At 64.6% G+C, this 24,748-nt stretch carries 23 protein-coding genes; 18 read left to right on the forward strand and 5 right to left on the reverse strand.

The annotated features are described in order from the left end of the window. Positions 1 to 105: 105 nt before the first annotated feature. From E3T54_RS12140 to E3T54_RS12180, 9 genes are all read left to right on the forward strand, one after another. Positions 106 to 1,287, forward strand: a complete 1,182-nt coding sequence (locus E3T54_RS12140; RefSeq protein WP_134475907.1) for a 4-hydroxybenzoate 3-monooxygenase — start codon at positions 106 to 108, stop codon at positions 1,285 to 1,287. Between the two features lie 33 nt (positions 1,288 to 1,320). Next, the gene (gene pcaH / locus E3T54_RS12145; RefSeq protein ID WP_134475908.1) at positions 1,321 to 2,121 is read left to right on the forward strand and encodes a protocatechuate 3,4-dioxygenase subunit beta; all 801 of its coding nucleotides are present in this window, start codon (positions 1,321 to 1,323) and stop codon (positions 2,119 to 2,121) included. Beyond that, positions 2,114 to 2,731 carry a protocatechuate 3,4-dioxygenase subunit alpha gene (pcaG, locus tag E3T54_RS12150; RefSeq protein WP_134475909.1) on the forward strand — a complete coding sequence of 206 codons (618 nt, stop codon included), beginning with the start codon at positions 2,114 to 2,116 and terminating at the stop codon, positions 2,729 to 2,731. The genes pcaH and pcaG overlap by 8 nt, the downstream gene beginning before the upstream one ends. Next, positions 2,724 to 4,199 (forward strand): lyase family protein, encoded by a 1,476-nt coding sequence (locus E3T54_RS12155; protein ID WP_134475910.1) that lies wholly within the window; start codon positions 2,724 to 2,726, stop codon positions 4,197 to 4,199. The genes pcaG and E3T54_RS12155 overlap by 8 nt, the downstream gene beginning before the upstream one ends. After that, positions 4,196 to 5,488 (forward strand): 4-carboxymuconolactone decarboxylase, encoded by a 1,293-nt coding sequence (pcaC, locus tag E3T54_RS17735; protein WP_134475911.1) that lies wholly within the window; start codon positions 4,196 to 4,198, stop codon positions 5,486 to 5,488. The genes E3T54_RS12155 and pcaC overlap by 4 nt, the downstream gene beginning before the upstream one ends. A 14-nt stretch (positions 5,489 to 5,502) precedes the next feature. Next, a complete protein-coding gene (locus E3T54_RS12165; RefSeq protein ID WP_134475912.1) occupies positions 5,503 to 6,297 on the forward strand; it encodes a CoA transferase subunit A in 795 nt (264 codons plus the stop codon). Beyond that, the gene (locus E3T54_RS12170; RefSeq protein WP_134475913.1) at positions 6,297 to 6,977 is read left to right on the forward strand and encodes a 3-oxoacid CoA-transferase subunit B; all 681 of its coding nucleotides are present in this window, start codon (positions 6,297 to 6,299) and stop codon (positions 6,975 to 6,977) included. Before E3T54_RS12165 ends, E3T54_RS12170 begins: the two co-directional genes overlap by 1 nt. Next, a complete protein-coding gene (locus E3T54_RS12175) occupies positions 6,974 to 8,191 on the forward strand; it encodes an acetyl-CoA C-acetyltransferase (protein ID WP_241977203.1) in 1,218 nt (405 codons plus the stop codon). Before E3T54_RS12170 ends, E3T54_RS12175 begins: the two co-directional genes overlap by 4 nt. Before the next feature lie 907 nt (positions 8,192 to 9,098). Continuing rightward, positions 9,099 to 9,998 (forward strand): proline iminopeptidase-family hydrolase, encoded by a 900-nt coding sequence (locus tag E3T54_RS12180; protein ID WP_134475914.1) that lies wholly within the window; start codon positions 9,099 to 9,101, stop codon positions 9,996 to 9,998. A gap of 84 nt (positions 9,999 to 10,082) precedes the next feature. On the opposite strand, the gene E3T54_RS12185 is transcribed toward E3T54_RS12180, so the two are convergent. From E3T54_RS12185 to E3T54_RS12205, 5 genes are all read right to left on the reverse strand, one after another. Continuing rightward, complete coding sequence (locus E3T54_RS12185) at positions 10,083 to 10,805, reverse strand: FadR/GntR family transcriptional regulator (RefSeq protein WP_134475915.1); 723 nt, start codon at positions 10,803 to 10,805, stop codon at positions 10,083 to 10,085. Between the two features lie 46 nt (positions 10,806 to 10,851). After that, entirely contained in the window at positions 10,852 to 12,327 is a 1,476-nt protein-coding gene (locus tag E3T54_RS12190; protein ID WP_092324409.1) for an APC family permease, read from the reverse strand. After that, positions 12,324 to 13,169 (reverse strand): carbon-nitrogen hydrolase family protein, encoded by an 846-nt coding sequence (locus E3T54_RS12195; protein WP_134475916.1) that lies wholly within the window; start codon positions 13,167 to 13,169, stop codon positions 12,324 to 12,326. The genes E3T54_RS12190 and E3T54_RS12195 overlap by 4 nt, the downstream gene beginning before the upstream one ends. Positions 13,170 to 13,615: 446 nt before the next feature. Then, positions 13,616 to 14,059: a heme-binding protein gene (locus E3T54_RS12200; RefSeq protein ID WP_198414484.1), complete on the reverse strand. Its 444-nt coding sequence runs from the start codon at positions 14,057 to 14,059 to the stop codon at positions 13,616 to 13,618. Positions 14,060 to 14,067: 8 nt separating this feature from the next. Further along, complete coding sequence (locus E3T54_RS12205) at positions 14,068 to 15,522, reverse strand: APC family permease (protein ID WP_166804913.1); 1,455 nt, start codon at positions 15,520 to 15,522, stop codon at positions 14,068 to 14,070. A 253-nt stretch (positions 15,523 to 15,775) separates the two neighbouring features. Here E3T54_RS12205 and E3T54_RS12210 point away from each other — a divergent pair, with 253 nt between their 5' ends. From E3T54_RS12210 to E3T54_RS12250, 9 genes are all read left to right on the forward strand, one after another. Further along, entirely contained in the window at positions 15,776 to 16,366 is a 591-nt protein-coding gene (locus E3T54_RS12210; RefSeq protein ID WP_134475919.1) for a helix-turn-helix domain-containing protein, read from the forward strand. A gap of 80 nt (positions 16,367 to 16,446) precedes the next feature. Further along, a complete protein-coding gene (locus tag E3T54_RS12215; protein ID WP_134475920.1) occupies positions 16,447 to 17,583 on the forward strand; it encodes an ABC transporter substrate-binding protein in 1,137 nt (378 codons plus the stop codon). A 128-nt stretch (positions 17,584 to 17,711) separates the two neighbouring features. Next, positions 17,712 to 18,488: an ABC transporter permease gene (locus E3T54_RS12220; protein WP_241977204.1), complete on the forward strand. Its 777-nt coding sequence runs from the start codon at positions 17,712 to 17,714 to the stop codon at positions 18,486 to 18,488. Then, a complete protein-coding gene (locus E3T54_RS12225; RefSeq protein ID WP_134475922.1) occupies positions 18,488 to 19,288 on the forward strand; it encodes an ABC transporter permease in 801 nt (266 codons plus the stop codon). Before E3T54_RS12220 ends, E3T54_RS12225 begins: the two co-directional genes overlap by 1 nt. After that, on the forward strand, positions 19,278 to 20,432 hold the full coding sequence (locus E3T54_RS12230; RefSeq protein WP_134475923.1) for an ABC transporter ATP-binding protein: 1,155 nt from the start codon (positions 19,278 to 19,280) through the stop codon (positions 20,430 to 20,432). Before E3T54_RS12225 ends, E3T54_RS12230 begins: the two co-directional genes overlap by 11 nt. 26 nt (positions 20,433 to 20,458) lie before the next feature. Next, positions 20,459 to 21,877 carry an FAD-binding oxidoreductase gene (locus tag E3T54_RS12235; RefSeq protein WP_134475924.1) on the forward strand — a complete coding sequence of 473 codons (1,419 nt, stop codon included), beginning with the start codon at positions 20,459 to 20,461 and terminating at the stop codon, positions 21,875 to 21,877. A gap of 42 nt (positions 21,878 to 21,919) precedes the next feature. After that, positions 21,920 to 22,342, forward strand: coding sequence for a cupin domain-containing protein (locus E3T54_RS12240; RefSeq protein ID WP_241977205.1), 423 nt, complete (start codon positions 21,920 to 21,922; stop codon positions 22,340 to 22,342). Between the two features lie 16 nt (positions 22,343 to 22,358). Continuing rightward, positions 22,359 to 23,588, forward strand: a complete 1,230-nt coding sequence (locus E3T54_RS12245; protein WP_304992071.1) for an NAD(P)/FAD-dependent oxidoreductase — start codon at positions 22,359 to 22,361, stop codon at positions 23,586 to 23,588. Then, positions 23,588 to 24,655, forward strand: coding sequence for an amidohydrolase (locus E3T54_RS12250; RefSeq protein ID WP_134475926.1), 1,068 nt, complete (start codon positions 23,588 to 23,590; stop codon positions 24,653 to 24,655). The genes E3T54_RS12245 and E3T54_RS12250 overlap by 1 nt, the downstream gene beginning before the upstream one ends. Positions 24,656 to 24,748: the final 93 nt, after the last annotated feature.

Raw genomic sequence — 24,748 nt, forward strand, 5'->3', positions numbered from 1 at the left:
CGACAGATTGTCAACACTTTCACTGAGTGGAAACATTTCACCGTCCCCTCACCCAGCGCAGCACACTGGTCAGATCACCCCCTTTCATCGTCGCTAGGAGAACCTGTGCCCCACGAAACCACCCGCGTCGCCATCATCGGCGCCGGTCCCGCAGGCCTTCTCCTGAGCTGGGCTCTGCGCCACGCCGGCATCGACTCGATCGTGGTCGAAAACCGCTCGCAGGAGTACGTGCTCGGCCGTATCCGCGCCGGCGTTCTGGAGCAGGGCTCGGTCGAAACGATCACCCGACTCGGGGTGGGGGACCGCCTCGCCTCCGAGGGGTTGCAGCACGACGGAATCTTTCTGCAGTATGCGGGCGAGCGCCACAACGTGAACTTCAATGAGCTGATCGGCCGAACGGTCACGGTCTACGGGCAGCAGCAGGTGGTGAAAGACCTCGTCGCCGTGCACTCCGCCGCCGGCTCGACGATCTACTACGAAGCCTCCGACGTTTCCGTCGACGGCCTCACGACCAGGAACCCGAGCGTGACCTTTGTGCACGACGGTGAAGCGCACACCATCGACGCCGACTTCGTGGTGGGCGCCGACGGCTTCCACGGCATCTGCCGTGCCTCGATCCCCACCGACGAGATCACCCTGTTCGACCGCAGCTACCCCTACGCCTGGCTCGGCATTCTCGCCGACGTCGCGCCGTCTTCGGACGAGCTCGTCTACGCGCTGCACGAAGACGGCTTCGCGATGCTGTCCATGCGCTCACCGGTGGTCTCCCGCCTGTACCTGCAGGTCGATCCGGCCGACTCCATTGCGAACTGGTCGGACGACCGCATCTGGGAAGCCCTGCAGACCCGGCTGGGCACCCCCGGCTGGACCCTGAACGAAGGGCCGATCACCGACAAATCGATCACGCCGATGCGCAGCTTTGTGGCCTCGCGTCTGGCCTACGGAAACCTGTTTCTGGTCGGCGACGCCGGTCACATCGTGCCGCCGACCGGAGCGAAGGGCCTCAATTCGGCCATCTCCGACGTCACCCAGCTCGCCGCGGCGCTCACCGCGTTCTACGCCGACGACGAGACGCTCCTCGGCAGCTACAGCGAGACCGCGCTGGCCCGTCAGTGGCGGGTGCAGCAGTTCTCCCGCTGGATGACCGAGATGCTGCACACCAGCCCCGGCGACCTGCAGACCGGCGCCTTCGACTACCGCAGCCAGCTCGGCCAACTCGACTACGTCACCCATTCACCGCTCGCCCAGCGCATGCTCGCCGAGCAGTACACCGGCCTCCTGCTCTAACCACTGAACTGCGCGATAGATAACGAGGACATCATGAGCCACACGACCCCTCGCCCGGGCACCGGTCCGGCGAGCCAGAACGAGATCACCGCCGAGATCGAAGCGATCGAAGCGGATGCCGCCGCCCGCGTCGCCGCCGGCGGCTCGCCCGAGCTGCAGCCGCGGCGCGACTACGCCCCGTACCGCAGTTCCCTACTGCGGCACCCCACCCACGAGCTCGTGCGCGTCGACCCGGAAGAGGTCGAACGGGTGTCGCCGGCCTTCGGCCACACCGACGTGAACGTGCTCGAGAGCGACCTCACCATTCAGCACGCCGGCGAGCCGATCGGCGAGCGGATGACCGTGAGCGGCCGCGTGCTCGACGGCGAGGGCCGCCCGGTGCGGCACCAGCTGATCGAACTGTGGCAGGCCAACGCCGGCGGACGCTACGTGCACAAACGTGACCAGCACCCGGCGCCGCTCGACCCCAACTTCACCGGAGTCGGCCGGGCCATCACCGGCTCCATGGGCGAATACTCGTTCACCACCATCAAGCCCGGGCCCTACCCGTGGAAGAACCACATGAATGCGTGGCGACCCGCCCACATCCACTTTTCGCTCTTCGGCACCGCGTTCACGCAGCGCCTGATCACCCAGATGTATTTTCCGGGTGACCCGTTGTTCGCGCTGGACCCGATCTACCAGTCGATTGCCGATGCGGATGCCCGCGCCCGCCTGATCGGGCAATACGACCACAGCCTGAGCGTGCCCGAGTTCTCACTCGGCTACACCTGGGACATCGTGCTCACCGGGCCGAAGTCCACCTGGATGGAAAGCGAAGAAGCCCATGACTGACCTCGCCGAAGTATCGGTCGCAGCTGCCGGGCAGACGCCCGCGCAGAAACGATCCCTGCAGACCCCCTCGCAGACGATCGGCCCGTTCTACGGCTACGCCCTGCCCTATGTCGGCGGGCCGGAACTGGTTCCCGGATACCACCCCCGCGCCATCCGCTTTCACGGCACCGTCACCGACGGCGCCGGCGAGCCGATTCTCGACGCCCTGCTCGAGATCTGGCAGGCCGACGAAAGCGGCGCGCTCAGCCGAGAACTCGGCAGCCTCGACCGCGACGGCTTCACCTTCACCGGGTTCGGCCGTTGCGCCACGACGATCGCCGGCCAGTACACCTTCACGACGCTCAAGCCGGGGGCCGCCGGGGCAGCAGCACCGTACATTCTCGTGACCCTGTTCGCCCGCGGAGTCACCCACCACCTGTTCACCCGGGCCTACTTCGCCGAGGATTCCGCGCTGCACGCCACCGACGCCGTGCTCAGCGCGGTCCCGGCCGACCGCCGCAGCACACTCATCTGCGTTTCCGAGGGAGTCGTCGGGGGAGCCGAGTCGTACCGCTTCGATATTCGGGTGCAGGGCGAGAACGAGACCGTCTTCCTGGATTTCGATGCCTGAGCACACCTTTGATGCCGGGCTGCTCAACCCGCTGAGCCAGGGCACGCGGGAATCCGAGCTGACCAGCGACCAGGCCTGGCTGCAGGCCATGGTCGACGCCGAGCTGGCGCTGACCCGTGCGCTCGTCGACGCCGGGCTTGCTCCCGAGTGGATGCTGGCCGTCTGCGCCGCGCTCGCCGACGCGAGCCAGTTCGACCTCGGCGCGATCGCCGCCGAAGCCCGCAACGGCGGCAACCCGGTGATTCCGTTCGTGAAACACCTCGGCCGGGCGGCCGAGCAGGTGCGCGCCGGGGCGTCCGACCACCTGCACGTCGGCGCGACCAGCCAGGACATTCTCGACACGGCGGCCATGATCGTCGCCCGCACGGTGCTCGACGAACTCGTTCATCAGCTCGATACCCTCGGCGCCACCTTCGCCGACCTGGCCGATCAGCACCGCGGCACCGTGATGAGCGGCCGCACCCTCGGCCAGCAGGCCTCGCCGACCAGCTTCGGCTTCGTCGCCGCCGGCTGGCTCGACGCCGTGTTGCTCATCGTCACGCGGCTGGAGGGCATTCGCGACACGCTGCCGATACAGCTCGGCGGAGCGGTCGGTAACCTCGCCGTGCTCACCGAAATCGCCCGCGCCCGGCGCAGCGAAACGCTGGCCGCCGACGTGCTCGACACCGTGCTCGAACGGTTCGCCCAGCACGTCGGCCTGGTCGTGCCGCGCCTGAGCTGGCACACCAATCGGGTCGTCATCTCCGAACTCGCCTCCGTGCTGGCCGCCGCGACCGGCATCGCGGGCACCTTCGCCCTCGACGTGTCGGTGCTCTCCCGCACCGAAATCGCCGAGGTGAGCGAACGCCTCGCCCCCGGCCAGGGCGGATCCAGTGCCATGCCGCACAAGCGCAACCCGGTCTCGGCCGTGTTGATCACGGCGGCGGCGCTGCAGACGCCGGGTCTCGCATCCACTCTCTATGGCAGCATGCTGGCCGAGGACCAGCGTCCGAGCGGGGCGTGGCATGCCGAATGGCAGTCGCTGCGGGTGCTCGAACGGCTCACACTGTCGGCCGTGACCGGCGCCGCGTCGCTCGCCGCTCGCCTCGACGTCGACCCGGATCGGATGCGCGCCAACCTCGACCTCACCGACGGACTCGTGTTCAGCGAGCGGGTCACCACGATTCTGGCCGAGACCGTCGGAAAGACCACCGCCTTCGCGCTGGTCGAACGCGCCTCGCAGGAGGCGTTCGCGACCAACCGGCCGCTGCAGGTGGTACTCGCGAGCATCCTGATCGCCGAGGGCGGTTCCGACGCATTGCATGCGCAGATCTGGGCGGCCTTCGACTATGAGGGACAGCCCGGGCAGTCGGCGGCCGGTATCGACCGCGTCGTGCGCAGCTTTCGGCAGCGAGCGGATGCCTTGTGGGCGGCAGAAGCTGTCGTCGAAGCAGGAACGCTTTCCACCAACGACGTGAGGATTCCATGAGCCAGCCTGTCATCCGCTGCACCATCGAGCCGGCTGCCAACGGCGACGTGAACCCGCCGCTCATCGTGCTCGGCCCGTCGCTCGGCACCACGGCAGACCTCTGGGCCGGCGTCGTGCCCGCTCTCGCCGCGACGCACCGGGTGCTCCGTTTCAACCTGCCCGGGCACGGTTTCAGCCCGCGAGCCGCTTCATCGTTCACGATTGAGGAGCTCGCCGACGCCGTCGTCGGTCTGGTCGCCTCGATCGGCGTGGACCGATTTCACTATGCCGGCATCTCCTTTGGCGGCGCCATCGGCCTCGCCCTCGCCGTCACCCACCCCACCCGCCTCGCGAGCCTGGCTGTGTTCTGCTCCGGCGCGAAAATCGGCAGGGCCGACGCCTGGACCGACCGTGCCGCCGCCGTACGCGCGAGCGGCACCCCCTCGCTCGTGGCCGGTAGCGCGGCCCGCTGGTTCGCCCCCGACTTTCTCGGCCGCAACCCCAAGGCCGGGTCGCATGCGCTCGACCAACTGCTCGACATCGACGACGAATCGTACGCGCTCGCCTGTGAGGCACTGGCTGTTTTCGATCAAACGGATGCCGTCGCCGGCATCCGCACGCCGGTGCTGTGCGTCTCGGGCGAGTTCGACACCGTGACGCCGACCGCGCAACTCGAGGAATTGGCCAGCCGCATTCCCGGCGCCCGGGCCGTTCAGATCGCCGGCGCCGCGCACCTGCCGTCGCTGGAACAGCCGATCGAGGTCGGCGCGCTGCTGGGGGAGTGGGTGGCCGGCGCTTCGGCTGGTGCTGCTTCAGCCCAGGCCGGAGCCGCCGGGGCTTCTGCGGGCGAGTCGTCCGCACCGCGACCGGCAGAGCCTCGTGCGGCTGACCGCACCGCAGCGTCCGCGTATGCCGACGGCATGCTGGTGCGCCGCGCGGTGCTCGGCGACAAGCACGTCGACGCGGCCACCGCCGCGATCACCCCCGAAACAGCGGCGTTTCAGGACTTCATCACCCGCTACGCCTGGGGCGAAGTGTGGACGCGGCCTGGCCTCGACCGGCGCACCCGCAGCTTTCTCACCATCGCCGCGCTTGTCACCGGCGGGCACGAGGGCGAGCTCGCGATGCACGTTCGGGCCGCCCTGACCAACGGGCTAAGCCGCGCCGAGATCAGCGAAGCCATTCTGCACACCGCGATCTACGCGGGCGTGCCGGCCGCCAACGCCGCGTTCGCTGTGGCCCGCGAGACCTTCGCCGGGCTCGACGCGGCCGCCGACACTCCCGACGACACCGCCATTCGGCCGAGCTAAAGGACCCAAGCACCATGGACAAGACCTATCCCTCCGCCGCGGCCGCCGTGGCCGACATCCCCGACGGTGCTTCGCTCGCCGTCGGCGGGTTCGGCCTGGTCGGTGTGCCGATCGTGCTCATTCGCGCGCTGCTCGCACTCGGCAGCACCAACCTGCATGTCGCGTCGAACAATTGTGGTGTCGATGGCTGGGGGCTGGGTGAGCTGTTACGCGAGGGCCGCATCAGCCGGGTCATCGCCTCATACATTGGCGAGAACAAGGACTTTGCCCGTCGTTACCTGGGCGGTGAGATCGAGGTCGAACTCACCCCGCAGGGCACGCTCGCCGAAAGGCTGCGCGCCGGCGGCAGCGGAATTCCGGCGTTCTACACCGCGAGCGGCGTCGGCACCATGGTCGCCGACGGCGGCCTGCCGTGGCGGTACGGCGCAGACGGCGAGGTGACGGTGTCGAGCCCGCCGAAGGACACGCGGCGGTTCTCCTCGCTCGGTCGTGAGCAGGAGTACGTGCTCGAAGAGGCCATCGTCACCGATTACGCCCTCGTGCGCGCCGCGAAGGGCGACCGGCACGGCAACCTCGTGTTCGAGAAGTCGGCCCGCAACTTCAACCCGGTCGCCGGGATGGCCGGTCGCATCACCATTGCCGAGGTCGACGAGCTGGTCGAACCGGGTGAGATCGACCCCGATCAGGTGCACCTCGCCGGCATTTATGTGAACCGGATCGTGCAGCTCGGCGCGGTGGATGCTGCCGACCTGCCGATCGAGAAGACGACGACGCGGCCGCGGCCGACGTCGTCGGAAGGACAGAACTGATGGCCCTCACGCGTAATGAGATGGCGGCCCGCGCCGCGCAGGAACTCACCCCCGACTCGTATGTCAATTTGGGCATCGGTCTGCCGACGCTCATTCCGAATTTTCTCCCCGAGGGCGTGCACGTCGTGTTGCACTCCGAAAACGGTGTTCTCGGCGTGGGCCCCTACCCGTGGGAGGGCGAGGAAGATCCCAAGCTCATCAACGCCGGGAAGGAGACCGTCACGGTCAACCCCGGTGCCGCCTATTTCGACTCGGCGCAGAGTTTCGGCATGATCCGCGGCGGCCTGATCGACGTCGCCGTGCTCGGTGCCATGCAGGTGTCGGTCGTGGGCGACATCGCCAACTGGGCGGTGCCGGGCAAGATGATCAAGGGCATGGGCGGCGCGATGGACCTCGTGCACGGCGCTGAGACCGTGATCGTCGTGATGGAACACGTGACCAGGACCGCTGAGTTCAAGATCAAGAAGGTCTGCGACCTGCCGCTCACCGGCAAGGCCGTCGTCACCCGCATCATCACCGACCTCGCCGTGATCGACGTCACCCCGGAGGGTCTCGTGCTGCGCGAGGTCGCGCCCGGCGTCACGGTTGATGAGGTGCAGGCGGCGACCGAGGCGACCCTGCTCGTGCCGGATCCGCCGCTGACCACTCGCACGCTGCTCACGGAACCGATCGCAGCATGACCCCGCTGCGCGAGGTCGTCATCTGCGAGCCGCTCCGCACCCCCATCGGCCGTTTCGGCGGCGCTTTCAAGACTGTGGCGCCGGCCGATCTCGCCGCTGCCGTGATCGCCGCGCTTATCGAACGCACAGGCCTGGACGGTGCCCTCGTCGACGATGTGATTTTCGGGCAGGCGTATCCCACGGCCGAGGCCGCCCCGGTGGCCCGGGTCGCCGCCCTGAACGCCGGACTGCCGGTGACCGTCGGCGGCGTGCAGGTGGACCGCCGGTGCGGCAGCGGCTTGCAGGCTGTGCTCGACGCCGCGATGCAGGTGCAGACGGGTATCAGTGACCTCGCTATCGCCGGTGGCGTCGACGTGATGAGCCAGGCCCCCTTTTATACCGTCGATTCGCGGTGGGGTGTGGGCGGAACCGTCGGCATTCTCCTGAGCGATGCCCTCGGCCGTGGCCGGGAAACAGCGGGCGGTCGGCGTTTCCCGGTGCCGGGCGGCATGCTCGAAACCGCCGAGAACCTGCGCCGGGATTACGGCATCGATCGCGTCGAACAGGACGAACTCGCCGTGCGCTCCCAACAACGTGCCCTCGCCGCGGTTGCCGAAGGGCGTTTTGTCGAGGAGATCGTGTCGGTCACGGTGCCCGGCCGCAAAGGACCCGTCGTGGTCTCGGTGGATGAGACGCCGCGGGAGACGACCCTCGAGGCGCTTGCCGCGCTCAAGCCGATTTTGGGGAAAACGGATGCGGCAGCCACCGTCACCGCCGGAAACGCAAGCGGTCAAAACGACGCGGCCGCCGGGTGCATTGTGACCACGCCGGAGCGCGCGGCCGAATTCGGCCTTACGCCCCTCTTGCGGCTCAGGTCATGGGCACGCGCAGGTGTTGACCCATCTCGGATGGGCCTGGGCCCGGTGCCCGCCACCGCCCAGGCTCTCCAGCGCGCCGGTCTCACGCTCGCAGACATCGACCTGATCGAACTGAACGAGGCCTTCGCCGCCCAGGTTCTCGCGGTGTCCCGCGAGTGGGACTTCACGGACGCCGACTGGGATCGCACCAATGTGAGCGGCTCGGGTATTTCCCTCGGGCACCCGGTGGGAGCCACCGGTGCGCGCATCCTGGCAACGGCCGCCCGGCACCTGCAGCGCACCGAGGGCCGGTTCCTACTCGAAACGATGTGCATCGGCGGTGGACAGGGTCTCGCCGCCGTCTTCGAACGGGTGTGACTTCCGTGGCCCGAGATTGAGGCGTGAACGCCGGGACTGGTGGTCGGGGCAAGGTCGACACTGGTGGAAACGAGTTCTGAAAATGACGCCCAGCCTCAGCTTTGGAACCACTGAATTCGCGCCTCGCGCTCGGCCCGAACCGAGTCAGTGGTTAGGCCCGGCAGCGCTGGAGGAAAAGAATGAGGGCTGCGGAGGAAATAGAGTTCGACAGTCACCGACGATCCGCGCCCTGACGGATTTCGCGAACAGCCCACAGAATAGAAGGGCCGTTCGCAAACGGTCCGGTCGAAACAAAAAGAAATCGCTCCTGAGGATTCTCAGGAGCGATTTCTTGTTTCTGCGGTTATCGCGGCCATTCATGGCGGCGAATTCTTAGTCCCGGAGGTGACCCGGGCTGTTTCGGGCGTTTTTGCGCGCGTCGGATAGTCTCGAATGCTGGGTGGTTTGCCCTCTCGTGCAGTATTTGGTCCTGTCGCGGGACCTCTACGTTCTCAGCGGTGGGCCGCCGGTCTCGTCTGACCCTGACGGTGTCGCCTTGTCAGCTCGTATCACTCCGTGAGGGAAGGTGTCCGTGTAAGGGTTGTGCCATTAGCGGTCGCGACGACGGACCGTACGGCGCCTGGCTCACTGTTGACTTGCTTCTTTGCATCGTCCTTTATGTTCTCGCTGATCATGGGACGGCAGATGATCAGTCTGCGGCGCCGAATCCGTTGGTATTTCTCGTCCGTCGTCGTTACCCGGGCAACTGGCTCGTGGTAATAGTATGAAAAAATCTGCTTTGCTCTCTGCGCACGCGATGGCGCAAGGTGCGCTGCTCTAATGGGACGGCACGTAGGGCAGACGCTGGAAAAGATCCCGGGACGGCAGCAGACGGGGACTTCATCCCGGCTTCGCGTGGAGTGAGTTTATGATTCGTCAGGGTTTCGTCGAGTGGGCCGGGTACAAGACCTGGTTCGCCTCTTTTGGAGAGGGTGCCGCTGGCCGGCTTCCTTTGCTGGTTGCCCACGGTGGGCCGGGGATGACGCACGACTATCTGCTTCCCCTCCAGGCGCTCGCCTCAAGCGGCCGTCAGGTCGTTCTCTATGACCAGCTGGGCAATGGCAACTCGACTCACCTCCCCGAGTATGGGGGCGACACTGGATTCTGGACGCCAGCTCTCTTCCTTGCCGAGCTCGATGAAGTGATCAAGCACCTGAGTTTTGGCGCAGGGATGCACTTCCTCGGCCAATCGTGGGGCGGGATGCTTGGAATCGAGTACGCCGTGCGGCGTCCCAAAGAACTCGCGTCGCTCATCCTTGCCGATTCGCCTTCGTCGATGTCCACCTGGGCGGCCGAGCTCGGCAAGCTGCGCGATGGCCTTCCAGACGGTGTCCGACAGGTTCTTGACGCGTGTGAGGCAGCGGGAGCCACCGACACTCCGGAATACGCTGAAGCCACGCTGGCCTTCTACCGTCGGCACCTTTGCCGGCTCGATCCCTGGCCAGAGGGCATGCAGAGAACCTACGATCTGGCCGTGCAGTTTCCGACGGTGTACGGCACGATGATCGGTGCCAGTGAGTTCAATGTGACCGGTTCGCTCAGTTCGTGGGACATGGATGACCAGCTGTTCAGAATCTCGGTGCCGACCTTGGTCCTGCATGGTGAATTCGATGAGGCAACTGATGAAGTGGTGCGCGCCAGTCGTGAACTCATCCCCGATGTCGAGTACCGAAAGATTCCGGGCACAAGCCACACTCCACATCTCGAAAAGCCCGAGTTGACCATCCCGATTATTGCCGAGTTCCTCGCGCGCCACGATTTGTCGTAGCGACTCAAACAGAGAGACACCGATGAGCTCGCCCCCGGCGAGCAGCGCCGATGACCGTGTTCGAGCCAGTGGGCGCAGGCCCCACTACTCGGGTCTGTTAAGCCCGATGTACATGCTGTGATGCAGGTCGGCCACGTGCATCATCACGGCATCCGCGGCCGCGACCCTGTCTCGGGCGGCGATCGCATCGCGCATGACCCGGTGATCCTCGTTGCTCTCGTGCAGGTAGGCGATCGGATAAGGCAGGAAGTAGGAGTGGAGGTCCGCGAGTGTGCGTCGATAAAGCGGAAGTACGTTCGACAAGCCGGCTGCGGACGCCACGCGAAGGTGGAAGGCCTCGTCGCCGCGGCGAAAGCTGGCCCAGGACTCCGTCGCCGCCATCTCGCCGATGGCGGCATCCATCGCGGCGAGGTCGGCCTCGGTGCGGTGCTCGCACGCAAGGTGCGCGAAACCGGCCTCGAGCACGCGCCTCTCGTCAATGAGCTGCCGCACCCGATCGGCGTCGGCGCGGTAGGCGGCGGTTTGCGGCACCGCGTCTCGCGGCGGGTTCTTCGCGAGGTAGGTTCCCCCGCCCCGCCCTCGACTGCGCTCGACGACTCCCGCGCGCTGCAGCTCGGTGAGGGCCCGGCGCACCGTGATCTCGCTCACCTCGAGTCCCGCCGCCATGTCGGCGGCGGTGGGAAGGCGCTCACCCGGAGAGAGGAGGCCGAGGTCCGCGGCGAGCGAGATGCGGGCACGGACCGTGTCGACGGCGCTCGTTCGCCGGATCGTCCCGACGGCACCGGCGCTGAGGGCGGGAGGCAGCATAGAAGGTACTCCTTTGGCTGCGCTCACGCCCTCAGCGTATCAAGGCTCAGATCCCCTTGGTAGCGATGGTCGAGGTGGCCTCCGAATCGACTTCGGCGTCGTTCCTTCCCCGTCGCTGGCCGATGATGGCGCCGGCAACCAGCGCCGCGACAGGGATGAGCCCGAGGATCACGCTGACCGCCACGCTGGAGCCCGTCACGAGGGTGAAGTTCGAGAGGACGAGCCACATGCTGACTGTGAGCGCAAGAACAGCGACCACCGGAATGATGCGCGTCGTCCACAGCCGGCCAGGAGCCAGGTCGCGGTGGCGCGCGAAGAACACGACGACCGCGATCGAGGTGGTCAGCATGAGGATGACCATGCCGACCGTCGCGACGCCTGCCATCGAACCGAAGACGCCGACGAGGGGGTCAAGTCCGACGATGGCGAACACCGTGACGAGCACGAGAGCCGTGATCGACTGCGTGATCGACGAGACCGCCGGAGAGTGCTGCTTGGGGTGCACCCGCCCGAGGCCCGCCGGCAGGAGGCTCTTCCGGGCGAGCACGAACTGGTAGCGCGCGATGACGTTGTGGAACGACAGCACGCAGGCGAACAGGCTCGTGATGAGCAGCACCTGCATGATGTCGCGCAGGGTCCCGCCGATGTACAGCTGGGCCGTGTCGAGCAGCATGTTGCCTTCGCCGGCGAGCGTGCGCTTTGCTACGTCGACCGCGTTGCTCGGCCCGTCGGCCAGGATCATTGCCCAAGCGGAGATTGTGTAGAAGATGCCGATGATGAGCACCGCGAGGTAGGTGGCTCGGGGAATGGTGCGCTCCGGGTCACGAGCTTCGTCACGGAAGACCGCGGTCGCCTCGAACCCGATGAACCCGGTGAGAGCGAACAGCACGGCGACACCGAGCGGCCCGGAGAACACGGCCTCGGGGGTGAACGAGGTCAGGGAGATGCCCTCCGCTCCTCCGCTGATGAAGATCGCGGCGTCCATCACGACGACGACCGCGATCTCGAGCACAAGTGCGATTCCGAGCACCGTCGCGCTCAGTTCGATGTGCCGATAGCCGAGCGCCGCGACGATCGCGATTGTGACAAGCGCGTACAGCCACCACGGCAGCTCTGGTCCTCCGTAGAAGGTCACGAGGTCGTTCGCCGCCCAGCCGAGGAAGCCGTAGACGCCGACCTGAATGGCCGTGTAGGCAACGAGCGCCACGAGGGCGATCCCCATCCCGGCCCGTTTGCCGAGGCCGAGAGTCACATAGGCGAAGAACGCCCCGGCTTCCTTCACGTGGGGAGTCATCGTGACGAATCCGACGGCGAAGAGGAGCAGGACGAGGGAGGCGATCAGGAACCCCACGGGAGCGCCGACGCCAGGGCCGATGCCGACCGCGAGAGGCACGTTGCCGGCGAGCACGGTGAGCGGTGCCGCGGCGGCTATCACCATGAAGACGATTCCGCCGGTACCCAACCTGCCGGAGAGTTGGCCCGTCGGAGTCGCTCGGGCCTTGGTGGGAACGTGAGTAGTCATGCTGTCCTTATCTGTTGGGTGGAGTCACGATCGACGGCGGATGCCGGTGCTGGGGAAACTTGGGGCGTCTCGTAGAGGTCTGAACGACGGTCGTCGAGGTAGGGGTTGGCGCGTCGCGCTTCATCCACGACCTCGGTGTCGATCGTCGCGGTGAGCGTGCGTGTGCCGTGCTCGACCGAGTCGAGCACCTGCGCGAACGGATCGACGATGCGGCTACGTCCCACATAGGAGAGGGTGAGCTCGTGCCCGTCATGGTTGGCGTAGGCGACGTAGACCTGGTTCTCCCAGGCGCGAGCGCGCACGACCTGCTCGGCGATGAACTCGAACGGTGCCATCTGCGCCGTTGGCACCGCGATCAGGTGGGCGCCGGCGGCGGCGGCGGCGCGCACGGGTTCAGGGAACTCGACGTCGTAACAAATGAGAGTCGCGATTCGCACTCCGCGGAACTCCACCATCGAGACGAGATCGTTTCCCGCGGTGAAATAGGTGTGGTCGAGTTCGCCGAACAGGTGGGTCTTTCGATAGGTGTTCTTGACCTCGCCGGTTTCGTCGATGAACACAGCGACGTTGTAGAGGTGCCCGTCTTCGAACAGCGGCAGGCCGACGATGAGGGCGATCCGCTCCTCGCGAGCGACCTCCGCAGCGGCGGCCGTCAGATCGGTGCGCCCCAGTTCGTGGACGAGCGGGCCGATATTGTAGCCCGTGAGGAACAGCTCCGGGGTGATGAGCAGGTCGGCGCCATCCGCTACCGCCGCGCGCGCCGTCGCCCTCAACTCGGCGAGATTCTTCTCGACGTCGCCGGGCACGCCGGCCGTCTGCAGCACTGCAATCTGGAGTTTCACATGTCGTCCGATTCACTAGGCGATGAATTGATCAATTTGAGCAGTATAAGTGGCACCGCGGAACCACGCCGAGTGCCACGCTGTCTTGCGCAGTCCGTGAGTTGACGGGCGACGTCTGGTCGCGCGTCGAACAGGTGCGGTCCGAACCAGCGAGAAGGGCCAACGTCGGCGCGAGAGCTGGGTCGACTGGCACAACAATCGGCGCCTCGTCGGCGGGCCATCCAGCTCTGGCTGAGCGGTTCGTCGCTTCGGGCTTCCGGATGTCGCGGTGGTTGACGCGGGGAACTCGTTGCCGACCGCATCCAGCGTCTCGCCACGCTCGTCGGGCGGGAGCGCGTCATCGCGTTCACGGACTGCGGCCTGGGCGGAGGAGCCAACGACGGAACGTCGGGAGCGGTGCCCAGGTGAACAAGAAAGGCCCCCGAGAAATCGGGGGCCTTTCTGTATTACCGGTCGGCTTCCGGTGGCCGAGCCTGTCGGGATTCCCCGGTCATCGCGCGGAACCATTCCGCGGATGCCTCAGCGCAGGAAGCATCCTCTGGCGCAGTTGCGCCGCTGACGCCGATCCCGCCGACGATCAGGTCCTTCTCCCGGAAAGGGACGCCGCCCGGGAAAATGACGTAGCGCCCGCCACCATTCGCCTGCAGGCCGAAGAGCGGCCCACCGGGGGCCGCCAGGAGGGCCAGCTCAGCGGTGGGCGCGCTATGCGCCACGGACGTGAATGCCTTGTCGACTGCCAGCGTCGGACCGGCGATCTCCGCGCCGTTCATGCGTGCGAAGGCAACCAGGTGGCCACCTCGATCGACGACGGCGATGCTCACGAGCACGCCCAGTTGCTCGGCGCGCTCCCGGGCGACGGCCACCATCCTTTCGGCGGTGCCGAGTGTCAACGAGCGACTCATCGGGCTCCGGAGCCTACCGGTGCCGAGTCCTGTTCCAGCACTGCGTCGTCTACGCCTCCGGTGGCGAGGACTGCGCCTGCCCGCTTGAGCAGTTCAGGACGCTTTCGACCGAGGACGAACGCGATGCCTGCCATGACGGCGATGAGTGTCAACACGATGTAGGGGAACGTGTTCAGCGGAGCCGGCGGCACCGGGTAGACCTGCCCGTAGATCGGTATCCCGAGGAGCAGGATGCCGAGGACGGGGAGCACGACGTGCCGCCAGAGGGTCCGTTCGGCCCGGCCGGGGCCACTGAAATGACGCATGCACGCAATGTTGGTGAGGATGTAGACGGGAATGATCGCGAGGGTCAGGATCGATCCGAGGTAGATATAGGCATTGAACGGCCCGGCCAGGAGCCCGACACCAAAGGTGAACACGACAGCGACGGCCGCCTGCAACCAGATCGCGTTCGCCGGCGTGCGGTGGACGGGATGGATGCGTCCGAGCACGGGCGGCAGCATGCCCTCTCTGCCCATCGCGAAGAGAATGCGAACGACGCCATTGTTGGCGTTCATGGTTACGGCGAAAATGCTCGAGACGCCGGCCAGGCCGATCAGAAGCTCCAGCCACGGTGCGTACGTTGCCGCGAGGGTGTTGAACGGTGCGGCGTCCTTGACGAGCTTGCCGACGCCATCGGTACCGAAGCCGATCATCTCGCTGTAGGTCGTGAACAGGTAGATCGCACCGACGAGCAGCAGCGACAGGAACATGCCGCGCGGGATATTCCGGTGCGGATTGCGCACTTCCTCGCCGAGGGTGGTGGCGGCCTCGAAACCCACGAAGGACAGGATGCCGAACACCATGCCGAGCGCCAATCCGGAGAGACCGTTTGGCGACGAAGCAGGCGACAACGGCTCCAGCGTCAGGCCGTGCGCGCCGCCCTGGGCCAGCACAATTGCGCTGAGGAGCACGATCACCGCAACTTCAACGACGAAGAGGATCGCAGCGGTCTTCAGCGAACCGGTGATGCCGCGAAACGACAAGAAAACCATGAGCACGAGGAAGGCAGCGGAGATGACGATCCAGGAAATGTGCACGCCGTAGCCGGCCAGGATGCCTTCAGCATAGGTGCCGATCAGCGCGAGTTCCGCGGGCACGAGCAGGCCATAGGCAATGAACATGAGGCCACCCGTGACGAAACCGCTGCGGGCGCCGATCCCGCGCGATACGTAGGTGTAGAAGGATCCAGCACCAGGAAAAGTACGTGCCATCTCCATGATGCTGCTCGCCAGGACGAGCATGACCACAAGCGCCAGGACGAACACGAGCGGCGTCGCAGCCCCGGCGTTGGCCGCCACCACCTGCGGATTGAAGTACACGGACACCGCGGGACCCATGAGCGCAGCGGACATGATGACCGCCCCGCCCAGGCCCAGCGCGTTCCTGCGCAAAGCATGCGTTTCTGCCAAAGCGACTCCTTCGTCGATCAAGTTGATGAGAACGGGCTGACGGTACATGCCGGAGATGGAACGTGTCAAATCGTTGGCCAAGGGTCCGGCAGAGTCTCTCACCCGGGATCTGGACGCCGGATCCGCGACCTCCACTCAAGGAAACAAAAAGTTCCTTGACACCCGACCATCGGCGCGCCTAAATTCAGTCCCAACGAACATTTCGTTCGCTAGGAAATAACACATTGTTTCTTTGGGCCGATCGGATGTTCGCATGATCGATGGCGTACCAGGCGCGGGCGAGTTGACGCCGGAGGAAACGCTGGGTGCGCGTATCCGCGAGTTTCGACTCGCTCGCCGCATGAGCTTGCGCGCGCTTGCCCTGCTCGCTCATACCTCACCGGGCTTCCTGAGCCAACTTGAGCGAGGCCAGGCCAACGCCAGCGTTGGGACCCTTCGCAAGCTGGCGGAAGGACTGGGAATCACTCTGCCTGACCTCTTCACTGACGATGACGTCACGAGACCCAAAGTATTGCGGCGCGAACACCGTCCGGAGATTCACACCAGCAACCTGACCTCGAAGTACCTGTTGTCTCAGAAGCCACTGCGCAATCTGGAGGTGTATGTCGCTGACTTCCTTCCCGGCGGAAACTCGGGCGATGCGTACACTCACGGCGATGTTCAGGAAATGCTTGTTGTCATTTCCGGCAGCGTGACATTGGAACTGGCTGGCGCTGAGTACCAACTGAACCGTGGCGACAGCGCCGAGTACCGCACGTCGACGCTCCACTCGGTCCGCAACACCAACTCAGAACCGGCAGAGGTCATTTGGATCATCAGCCCACCAACCCTCGGAGCCCCCTAAGTCTCAGCGACTGATTCTGGTCAACACGGGAACCGCCGAGTCCTCATCCTGAAACGCAACGAAGCTCACAAGGAGAAAAAATGAAAATCGCGAAATCAACCTGGAGTGTCCGGGTCGGTGCCATCGCCACCGTCGCCGCAGGCTCACTCTTTCTAGCCGCCTGTACCGCAGGTGGCGGCGGACCTGCTAAACCAGTCGATCTCGGGAGCGGAGCGGCGGTCTCTGGGTCTGTCAAGGCAAATGCCTTGACGGGCCAGACCCTGACCTTCGTTTCCTACGGGGGTATTTACCAGGATGGCCAAGTCGCCGCAGCCATCTCTCCGTTTGGTGCTGCTTCAGGCGCGAAAATCCTTCAGGACGGGCCCACTGACAATGCCAAGCTGAAGGCGCAGGTCACCTCAGGAAATGTGACATGGGACGTTGTCGACACCACGAACGTCTTCGCAGCCCAACAGTGCGGCAAATTGTTCATGCCGCTCGACACCAGCATCGTGGACACGAGCAAGATCCCGGCCGGCCTGCTTACAGACAAGTGCTCGGTGCCGGCGATGAGCTACGGCATGATCGTCATGTACAACACCAAGAAGTATGGAGCCAACCCTCCGACCAGTTGGGCCGATTTCTACGACACCAAGAAGTTCCCTGGCAAGCGAGGGATCGAGGGCGGTACTGGCGACCTCGACCCGGGTGTCTTTGAAGGTGCCTTGCTCGCCGATGGTGTTTCCGCCGACGCCATGTACCCGATCGATGAGAAGCGCGCCATGAAGAAGATGGCGTCGATCCGCAAGGACATCGTGTTCTGGTCGACCGGCGCCCAGTCCCAGCAGCTGCTCGAATCGGGTCAGGTTGACATGGCGCTGGTCTGGAGTGGTCGCGCGTACTCTGCGGTGAAGAACGGCGCGGCGTACGCGCCGATGTGGGACCAGTGGATGCCCGAGGCTGACGCCCTCGCTGTCCCTATTGGCGCTAAAAACCCGAAAGCATCAATGGCAATGATCAACTACTACCTCGGGAGCGAGCAACAGGCCAAGCTCACCGAACTGACCTCATACAGTCCCGTAAACACGGATTCCAAGCCGAAGTTGGACGAGCTGGCTCAATCCTTCGTGACGACCACGCCTGAAAGAGTCAAGGATGCCTTCAAGCTGGACAACGCCTGGTGGGCAGAGAACCATGACGAAATGGTTACGGCCTACACGAACTGGCTGGCCGGCTAGGCATCTCGATGGCTACCGTGGAAGCACTCGTGGCAGGATCTATTACAGCTGACACGGTCATCGGCCAAGCGGCCCCATCGAAGAGGTGGGGCCGCCTGGGCTTGCTCGTCCCCGCAGGGCTATTGCTAATGATCGGGTTCATCGTCCCGCTGGTCATCATGCTGTGGTATGCGTTTACGGACCCCTCGGTTGGGTTTGACAACTTCGCGTGGTACCTGGGAGACGCTGTGCAGCAGCGGATACTGCTGCGCACGTTCACGACTGCTGTCAACGTGACAGTCGTCTGCCTGCTGCTGGGATATCCATACGCCTACGCCATGGTTGCAGCAGGGCCGAAGCTGCGAGCTGTGCTGACCTTGCTGGTCCTCGTGCCCTTCTGGACCAGCTTGATGGTTCGCACGTTCGCCTGGGTGATACTGCTTCAGGATCACGGGCCTATTCAATCCCTCCTCGCAACAGTCGGTCTGGGCCAGATCCCACTCATCAGGACCAACCTGGGCGTCGTTATCGGCATGAGTCAGGTCCTGCTGCCATTCTTCGTCTTGCCGCTGTACGCGGTAATGACAAATATCGATCGCCGCCTGATTCTGGCTTCTTCGAGCCTTGGCGCCGGCCCGATTACGTCCTTTTTTCGGATTTGGCTGCCATTGTCCTTACCTGGGGTGGGCGCCGGTTCGCTGATCGTGTTCATTAGCAGCCTGGGCTTTTACGTGACCCCGGCGCTGCTGGGGTCTCCAGGGAACTCGCTGATCAGCCAACAGATATTCACTCAGGTGAACGGGCTGCTGCAATGGGGTCGCGCCGGGACCATGGGGGTCGTGCTAATTGTGATCACGCTCGCGATCCTCGCAATCCTGGGGCTCGTCATTGGGCGTTCAACCAGCACGATCAAGGGGGTGCGCTGATGAGAAAGCCCGCGGCACGGATGTGGAAGGGCGCCTTGTGGTTGTTCTGCGCTCTGGTGGCGCTGTGGCTGGCTGCTCCTTCGTTGATCGTCATCCCGCTCAGCCTGACCGACAAACCATCCTTCTCCTTTCCGCCGACCGGCTGGTCGACGCGCTGGTACACGAACTTCTTCCAGGACCCAAGCTGGGTTGGAGCCCTCGCGTCCAGTTTGCAGGTGGGGGCGCTTGTTGCGATCGTCGCGACCATCACCGGCACAGCTGCTGCTGCAGCTCTGACCCGATCGGCATTCCGTGGCCAACAGACCGTGAATGCGATACTTCTCGCTCCCATGATTGCCCCGGTGATCGTCGTCGCAGTCGGGCTGTACGCGCTGTTCCTCCGCGCAAACCTGCTGGGAACAACTCTTGGCTTTGTCATTGCGCACAGTGTGCTCGCTCTGCCGTTCGTCATCATCCCCGTTACGGCGAGCCTGAACGGTTTCGACCGTCGCCTCGAGAGCGCCGCGGCTATGTGCGGAGCGAATCGCTGGACCACGTTCCGACAGGTCACGTTGCCGCTCGTTGCGCCCGGTGTTATCTCGGGTGCCCTGTTTGCCTTCGTCACCAGCTTCGACGAAGTCGTCTTGTCCCTTTTTATTCAGAGTCCGTATCTTCAAACCCTCCCAGTGAAGATGTACGCCTCCGTCACGCGGGACACCGACCCGACGATAGCGGCGGCCGCTACCCTCATCCTGGGATTGACGACCGTTCTCACGCTGACCATAACTCTCTACATCGCTCGGAGGAATCGTGTCCGATAGTTCGATCTCGCAGGGTGCTGCCATCACCCTCAATAAGCTGACAAAGCGTTACGGTGAGGCAACGGCCGTAGACGCCATTGACCTCAACGCAGAGCCTGGCGAGTTTCTCACCCTGCTGGGGCCCAGCGGTTCGGGCAAGACGACGACACTCAACATGATCGCCGGGTTTGTGGACGTCACCGAAGGCGAAATCCTCGTCGATGGCAAGCCCGTCTACGCCCTTCCGCCCCACAAACGGAACATGGGAATGGTGTTCCAGCACTACGCGCTGTTCCCTCACATGTCGGTGGGCGACAATGTTGCGTATCCGCTTCGCCAGCGCAGACTGCCCAAATCCGAGCGAGGGCGCCTTGTCGCGGATGCATTGAACAAGGTCGGCCTGTCCAATCTCTCCCACCGCATGCCGCGGCAATTGTCCGGAGGGCAGCAGCAGCGCGTCGCCCTCGCGCGCGCGATCGTTTACAGCCCGCGAGTGCTGCTAATGGATGAACCACTCGGGGCATTGGACAAGAAGCTTCGCGACTCCCTGCAGCTGGAGATCAAGCGGATCCATGCGGAGCTCGGGACCACCTTTGTATACGTCACACATGACCAGGACGAAGCCCTCGTTCTTTCAGACCGCATTGCGGTGTTCAACCAGGGAAAGATCGAGCAGGTGGGCAGCGCCCAAGACCTCTACGAGCGTCCGAGCACGATTTTTGTCGCACAATTCGTCGGTGAATCGTCCCTGTTCCACGGTCTGGCTGTCGACCATGGAGCGGGGAAGGGGGTGTTTTGTTTAGATAGGACTTTGCATGCGCACCGGGGTGACGCGCGCACCGGCGCGCCCGCCGCTCTGGTCGTGCGTCCCGAGCGGATTCGAGTGCAGTCAATCGACGGGACGGCGCCGAGCGGCAACGCGGTTCGGGGGCGCATCCTTCAGGAAATCTACCTTGGCAACTCACGCAAGCTTGAGGTTGAACTGGGCGACGGAAGTAAAGTCCTCGTCCGCGAATCCGCGGGTGATGTCACGGCGAATCGCCCCGGGGACCTCGTGTGGCTCACTTTCCGCGCCGAAGACGCCGTTGTCCTCACAAGTAATGAGAGCCCCGATAGGCCACAGTTGGCCGCCGACGACCAAGTTTCCGTCTTCGCATCGCACTAGCCGTCCACAGAAACAGGAGTGCATCAATGACCAGCATCAAGCATGACTCTCGGCAGGCCGAGCGTGCGATCCCAAACGGCGGCGTTTCGTTCTGGTACTCCAGCACCGAAATCCCCGCGTACCGTGCTCCGCTTCCTGGCAACCTGGAAGCCGACATCTGCATCGTCGGGGCTGGGTTCACCGGGCTGTGGACCGCCTACTACCTGAAACGCGAGCAGCCCGATCTGCGAATCGTCATCCTTGAGAAGGAATTCGCAGGATTCGGTGCGTCTGGCAGAAACGGCGGCTGGCTTTCTTCAGAGCTCGCAGGATCACGCTCTGCCTACGCGTCGACCCACGGACATCAGGGCGTTGTCGACTTGCTGCGCGCCATGCGAGGCGCGGTGGATGAGGTGATCGAAGTCGCACGGGCCGAGAACATCGACGCCGACATTGTCAAGGACGGACTTCTTCATGTCGCCCGCAACAGTGCGCAGCTTGGCCGGCTGCAGGAGAGCCTCGAGTATGAAAAACTTTGGGGCGCGGGAGCGGACGACTTTGTTCTCCTGAGTCGCGCTGAACTGGACGCCCGAATCGTCGTTGAAGGTTCCCGAGGTGCCACTTACAGCCCTCACTGCGCCCGCGTCCAACCGGCCAAGCTCGTGCGGGGTCTCGCCGCCGCAGTGGAGCGGCTTGGAGTCTCCATCTATGAACAGACGACGGTGCGAGAGATCAAGCCTCAGACTGTCCACTCGGACCGGGGGATAGTCCGAGCGCCGATCGTTCTTCGCTGCCTGGAGGGATTCACTCCAAGCATCGAAGGTGAACGGCGCACGTGGTTGCCGATGAATTCCTCGATGATCATCACCGACCCTCTACCGGAATCGGTGATGTCCCAGATCGGGTGGGCAAGTGGAGAGCTGCTCGGAGACGCAGCTCACGCGTACATGTATGCCCAGCGCACCGCGGATAATCGAATCGCCCTCGGTGGCCGTGGCATCCCGTATCGGTATGGGTCCCGCACCGATGACAATGGTGAGACCCAGGGCTGGACGATCCGCGCTCTGACTGACTTGCTCCACGGCATGTTTCCCGCAGCAAGTGACGTTCCAATCGCTCAAGCCTGGAGCGGTGTCCTGGGTGTACCCCGTGACTGGTGCGCGACGATTGAACTCGACCAGGAAACTGGTCTCGGCACCGCGGGGGGCTACGTGGGCAGTGGGTTGACTACCACCAACCTTGCCGGTCGGACCCTCGCCGACCTCGTGCTCCGCCGTGACACCGAACTCACCCGACTCCCGTGGGTCGGGCGTCGCGTTCGCCCGTGGGAGCCTGAACCTTTGCGTTGGCTGGGTGTGCAAGCCATGTACACGCTCTATCGCGAAGCTGACCGTCGTGAATACGAACGGGACCTGCCGGGCACCAGCAAGATCGCACGTTTTGCGAATATGATCACGGGCCGCTGAACTGCCCATCAAGAGCAACGCCGATTAGGGAAAGGAAATATCGTGAGCGAAAACGAAGCCCTGGCCAGCGCGAAGACCGGCTCCGAGACCGTCAGTCTGCGTCACGTGATGGCAAATACTGTGGCCCTCCCGCAACCACAGTCCAAACCCACAAGCCGAACAGGTCAGATGGAATCGACGCTCAGCCTGTGGGTGGCCGGCCCCCACACCTCAACCGGGGTTTGGGAATGCGAGCCGGGCGAGTTCACCGCTGTGCGCGACACCTGCACCGAGGTTTGCCAAATCCTGAGCGGAACCGCCACGGTGCATGGTGACGACGGGACGAGCGTTCGCCTTGCAGCCGGCTCACTTCTTGTGCTCCCGATTGGGTGGCGCGGTACTTGGGTCATTCACGAGACGATCCGCAAGACCTATGTCCTCGTGGGGGCCGCGACCGAGCCCGAGCCCATTGCTGAACTGCGCTGAGCCCCGTGGAGCCGTCGTGCGGGTAGCTATCGTCGGGGCGGGATTGGCCGGATTGGCTGCGGCGAGCGAGTTGATGGATGCCGGGCACGACGTCCAGGTCTTTGAGGCGCGCGACCGGGTCGGAGGGCGGGTCTGGTCGGAATCGCTGCCCCTGCCCGACGGGCAGAGCGTTATTGTCGAGCGCGGCGCGGAATTCATTCTTCGCGGATACGACCTTCTTCGCAGCTATGTCGCCGAATTGGGTCTGAGCCTGGTCGACACGGGAATGAGCTATTACCTTCGCGAACCCCGCGGCGCCGGGGAAGTCGATTCCGCCGCGATGGTCGCGGCCGGGTCAAGGCTGACCGACGCCATTGGCGGGGACGAACGCTTGTCGATCAGCGACGTGCTGTCTAACCTCACGGTGTCTACGGATCTCGCCGAGGCCATACGATGCCGGGTCGAGATTTCCTGCGCTCTTGAGGCAGAATTCCTCGACAGCAGTGTCCTGGGACATGTGGCATCCCTGTCTCCTCTGCCCAGCCATCGCATCGCAGGAGGGAACCAGGGTCTGGCGCAGGCCCTCGCCGGGCGACTCGGTGATCGCCTGCATCTCAACACCCCGGTCAGAGCGATAGTGGCTGAGGGCGGAACCTGCGAGGTCCTAACCGACCTTGACACATATCGTGCCGACCACGTCGTGCTCGCCATTCCGCTGCCGCTGGTGAGCGAGTTATCCATCTCACCCGCGCTTCCGAGGTGGAAGCTGGACGCCCTGGCTCGGAGCGCCTACGGTGACGCTGCGAAGCTCCATATCCCCTTGGCGCGTTCGGTCCCCACGAGCGCCGTCATGAGTGTTCCCGACCGATATTGGTCCTGGACCGCTATCGATGGCACCGGGCGCGTACCAGCAGTTCTGAATTGCTTCGCTGGCTCAGCCACGGCCTTGGATCGGCTCGACGTTCGAGACGGACCGGACGCTTGGGTTGCACGTGTGAAGGAAACCCAGCCCGACATGCCTTTGGTCAGCGAAGGCGCCCTTCTCACCACGTGGTCGAATGACCCGTGGGCCAGAGGTGCGTATTCTGCGCACGGAACTGAATGCGCAGAACAAGACGTGGACGACCTGGGGAGACCCATTGGACCCCTGCATTTCGCGGGGGAGTACCTCGGAGGAGATTTCGCGGGCTTGATGGAGGGTGCGCTACGGAGTGGACGCGAGGCCGCAGCAGAGATACTCGATCGCCATGTGCGAGGCAGTCTCTGATGGCTGACTTCGCAGACATCGTATTCGTTGACGGCTGGATTTTCTCGGCGCCTCAGGACGCCCCGGTCCGCGCCGATGTCGCGGTAGCGGACGGTCGAATCATGGCGGTGGGGGCCGCAGAGGACATCGCGGCGCTCGTGGGAGAAAACACGGACGTCGTTCCGCTCACAGGCCGCCTGTTGTTGCCAGGATTTCAGGATGCTCACATCCATCCCGTCGCCGGGGGAATCGAACTGTTGCAGTGCGATCTCACCGGCGCGAAAGATGCAGAAGACTGCCTCCGGTTGATCGCTGACTACGCCCGTGCGCACCCACACGCAGAGTGGATCATGGGCGCCGGTTGGTCGATGGAGTTCTTTGCCGGCGGGACGCCGACCCGAGACCTGCTTGACGCTGTCATCCCGGGCAGGCCTGTCGCCCTCATGAACCGGGATCACCACGGCATGTGGGTCAACTCCCGTGCACTTGGGCTCGCCGGTGTCACAGCGGAAACCCCGGATCCCATCGACGGACGCATTGAGCGCACCCAGGGAGGCGAGCCAAGCGGCACGCTCCATGAAGGTGCGATGGATCTGGTCGGCCGCTTCGCACCGTCTGCAACGGGCGACCTCGCCGACCGCGGACTCTTGCGGGCGCAGGAGTATCTGCACAGCTTCGGCGTCACCTCCTGGCAGGATGCGCTCTTGGGGCGCGGCCTCGGAATGGAAGACGCAACCATGACTTACCTCGATGCGGTCGCCCGGGGCGAGCTGACCATGCGCACCATCGCTGCGATCTGGTGGGAGCGAGGTCGAGGGCTCGAGCAACTTCCCGAAATCATCGATCGACGAGCACGAATCCGCGACGCTGATCCATCCGGGCACTTCCGCGCGTCGGCCGTCAAGATCATGGTGGATGGCGTGCCAGAGAACTTCACGGCCGCCATGAGCCAGCCCTACCGGGATGCTCACGGCGACGTGACGGAGAATCTCGGCCTTTCATTCATCGATCCCGAGGATCTCAAGGTATGTGTGACGGCACTGGACGCAGCGGGGTTCCAAGTCCATTTCCAGGTTGCGTCCCCGTGAGTGGTGTGGTTTCCCGCTGTTGAGCGTTGCTCCGTCAACGTAAAGAGCCACCGTGGGATGGTCAGTGAGTACCGACTAAAGCAACTCACGAAG

Source organism: Cryobacterium sp. Sr8, from assembly GCF_004403225.1.
Taxonomy (GTDB): domain Bacteria; phylum Actinomycetota; class Actinomycetes; order Actinomycetales; family Microbacteriaceae; genus Cryobacterium; species Cryobacterium psychrotolerans.

Bases quoted from the DNA above. Each gene is read 5' to 3' on its own strand.
- E3T54_RS12155 (WP_134475910.1), top strand. From the start codon at position 2,724: ATGCCTGAGCACACCTTTGATGCCGGGCTGCTCAACCCGCTGAGCCAG.
- E3T54_RS12235 (WP_134475924.1), top strand. From the start codon at position 20,459: ATGACCAGCATCAAGCATGACTCTCGGCAGGCCGAGCGTGCGATCCCA.
- E3T54_RS12175 (WP_241977203.1), top strand. From the start codon at position 6,974: ATGACCCCGCTGCGCGAGGTCGTCATCTGCGAGCCGCTCCGCACCCCC.
- E3T54_RS12180 (WP_134475914.1), top strand. From the start codon at position 9,099: ATGATTCGTCAGGGTTTCGTCGAGTGGGCCGGGTACAAGACCTGGTTC.
- E3T54_RS12225 (WP_134475922.1), top strand. From the start codon at position 18,488: ATGAGAAAGCCCGCGGCACGGATGTGGAAGGGCGCCTTGTGGTTGTTC.
- pcaH (WP_134475908.1), top strand. From the start codon at position 1,321: ATGAGCCACACGACCCCTCGCCCGGGCACCGGTCCGGCGAGCCAGAAC.
- E3T54_RS12190 (WP_092324409.1), bottom strand. From the start codon at position 12,327: ATGACTACTCACGTTCCCACCAAGGCCCGAGCGACTCCGACGGGCCAA.
- pcaG (WP_134475909.1), top strand. From the start codon at position 2,114: ATGACTGACCTCGCCGAAGTATCGGTCGCAGCTGCCGGGCAGACGCCC.
- E3T54_RS12220 (WP_241977204.1), top strand. From the start codon at position 17,712: ATGATCGGGTTCATCGTCCCGCTGGTCATCATGCTGTGGTATGCGTTT.
- E3T54_RS12210 (WP_134475919.1), top strand. From the start codon at position 15,776: ATGATCGATGGCGTACCAGGCGCGGGCGAGTTGACGCCGGAGGAAACG.
- E3T54_RS12185 (WP_134475915.1), bottom strand. From the start codon at position 10,805: ATGCTGCCTCCCGCCCTCAGCGCCGGTGCCGTCGGGACGATCCGGCGA.
- E3T54_RS12250 (WP_134475926.1), top strand. From the start codon at position 23,588: ATGGCTGACTTCGCAGACATCGTATTCGTTGACGGCTGGATTTTCTCG.
- E3T54_RS12170 (WP_134475913.1), top strand. From the start codon at position 6,297: ATGGCCCTCACGCGTAATGAGATGGCGGCCCGCGCCGCGCAGGAACTC.
- pcaC (WP_134475911.1), top strand. From the start codon at position 4,196: ATGAGCCAGCCTGTCATCCGCTGCACCATCGAGCCGGCTGCCAACGGC.
- E3T54_RS12215 (WP_134475920.1), top strand. From the start codon at position 16,447: ATGAAAATCGCGAAATCAACCTGGAGTGTCCGGGTCGGTGCCATCGCC.
- E3T54_RS12165 (WP_134475912.1), top strand. From the start codon at position 5,503: ATGGACAAGACCTATCCCTCCGCCGCGGCCGCCGTGGCCGACATCCCC.